Below are 2,353 nucleotides of genomic sequence, written 5' to 3'. Positions count from 1 at the left end.
CTTGAGGCGGGCGCCAAAGGCTATGTCTTGAAAGGCAGCAGCGCCGATGAACTGATCAAGGCCATCGAGATGACGTGTCGGGGCGAGATTTACATCACTCCCTGCTTTGCCGCCAAAGTGATCAGCGCCTTGCACGGTAAAGCGCTGGACCGACAGGTCGCAGAGAGCGCGAGGCTCAGCGTTCGGGAGGATCAGATCGTCAGGCTGCTTTTGTGCGGCAAGCAGAACCGAGAAATTGCGAGCGCATTGTCCCTCAGCGAGAAGACCGTCAAGGGCTATATGACGCTTCTCATGCAGAAACTGAAGGCACGCAACAGGTTGGAAGTGGTGATCGCAGCACAGCGGCTGAATCCCTCGGCTTTTGAGGGCATGCGCGTTTCGCCGCGGCCGCAGAAATCGATTTAGGCCGGAATCAGGAACGCACCGGCAGAATTGCTCGAACTTCGGTCCCGCCGTTGACCAGCCGCGCGATGGTCAGGCTGCCGCGGAGCGCCCTGACGCGACTGTCCATGCCTTGCAATCCGAGCTTCGCACTGCGCGCGGGTTGGTGGCGTTGCAATGTCGGAGCCGTGCCAATATCCGTCACCACGATCTCCAGCATCTTGCCGTTGCGACGCGCGGACACCCGCTGGCCCTGGCCTCCYGCATGTTTGTAGGAATTGTTGAGGGCCTCCTGAACCACGCGATATGCGCAGACCCGGATGGCGCGCGAGACGCGCTCGGGTAAATCCTCGAGATTGCGCAGGACCATGGTTCCGGTCTGGTGTTCGTGCCGCGTGATCGCCAGATCGATCGTCTCCATCGGGGACAGATTCTCGACCTCGGGAAGCACCAGCCCAGCGGAGAGATTACGCAGATCTGCAAGCGTTTGCTGGATCAGGGGCTCCAGATCCTTCCGCACCATGCCCAGTTCGTCAGGTTGAGTTGCGTTCGCCTTTGCATCAGGCAGTTTAAGCATCATCAGGCTGAGCACCTGGATGGGCCCGTCATGGATATCCGCGCCAATGCTGGCGAGATATGTCTCGTTCAAGACCGTCGCATTGAGCCGAGCGCGATCTGCCGCGCGCCGCAGGGCGTTGTTTCTCTTTGCCAATTCGGCCGCGCGGGCAAAATTGGCTTCCAGCAATTCTTGTTGGTCTCCAATGGTTTTGCCAGTTTTACTCACGATTATATGTAAAAGAACAATAATTATGATTGAAACATTGAATATCAGGAACCAGGTTCCGTATTTGACGCTTTTAATCTCACTTATCAGAAATTTATCATACTCATAGAATTCCCCGATGGCTATTATGTTATTGGAATTCATTTTGTATATAGGCGCATAAATTTCGATCAGTCTCGGAGTGATGTTAATCGATTTTAATTCTGAAGCATGGTCGTCTGTGTCATCATCAACAACGACTTGCCCGTCTTTAATACGATCGATGTAGCCGCTATGAAGTTTTTCATGTGAATCTGAATTGTTCGTACTGTATATAAGATTTCCGTCGAGCCCCCAGATCTTTATGATCGCGACCCGGTTACCAAGGCGGGTATTGGACAGCAAATTCTGGATCTCGATTTGGCTCGCTGCGGGCAAGATCCGGGAATTTTCGAGCGTCTGGACATGATGCGCCAGAAAGCCCTCGAGATAGAGAGCGCCTGTCTCCGCCATGCCCTGAATCCAACCTACGCGGATTCGCTTTTCGACCCAGTAACCCAACGTCACCATCGATAACACGATGGCTAGTGTGGCAGTGAGCAAGAATTTGCGCTCCAAGCTGAGGGCGCGCCAGGGCCTCACAAATGGGCTCAGCGCCGCCAGCCAGCGCGCAAGCTTTTGAACACTGGAAACCGCTTGCCCGCGTCCTTCTACGGTCACCGGGTTTTTTTCGAGCTTTCCATCAGTAGGCTTGCCCATCCGTGATCCATTTTGTGGCCGCAGACCTAACAATCACTCATCCAGCGAATCTGGGGCGAAATCTACAACAAATCGGAATGAAATGGCGACATGCGGACGACAGCATTGATGCCGTTTGCCCGGCAGCGTGCTGACATGGTGTTGTAATCATGTTTCGGGGCGCGATTTATTGCGCTTGCGATTGTGAATTCGCAGCGCACCATGACGTGTTGTCGAACCTGCCGATCTTCGCATCGAGCCGAAAAAGGTCGCCTGGGAATACGGACCAAAGTCTCACTCTTTGGCTGGACCTTCCGATCTATGAACAAACGCGCCCCAGTACAATGATACTCGCTGAGATCATGAGCGTCGCATTGCGGTCTATTCGTCATGTTTCGAGACGACCGAAGCCCCGTTCGAATAAATGCAGCGTTGATGCCCTGTTAAAGCTCAGTTCGCGCGAAGTTGCGC

General features: G+C 54.2%; 2 protein-coding genes. One reads left to right on the top strand and one right to left on the bottom strand.

Annotated elements, in window-relative coordinates; translation table 11 throughout:
- Nucleotides 1–405 (top strand): LuxR C-terminal-related transcriptional regulator (locus AC1DVA_RS27660; RefSeq protein ID WP_476808024.1); only part of this gene is annotated, 405 nt, incomplete at its 5' end.
- Nucleotides 406–412: 7 nt separating this feature from the next.
- Here AC1DVA_RS27660 and AC1DVA_RS27655 read toward each other — a convergent pair.
- Nucleotides 413–1,903 (bottom strand): sensor histidine kinase, encoded by a 1,491-nt coding sequence (locus tag AC1DVA_RS27655; protein WP_476808023.1) that lies wholly within the window; start codon nucleotides 1,901–1,903, stop codon nucleotides 413–415.
- Nucleotides 1,904–2,353: the final 450 nt, after the last annotated feature.

The organism is Allobosea sp. P4_C6 (assembly GCF_056402015.1).
Note: the sequence above shows the minus strand (reverse complement) of the source record. Positions and strands in the feature narration are given on the sequence as shown.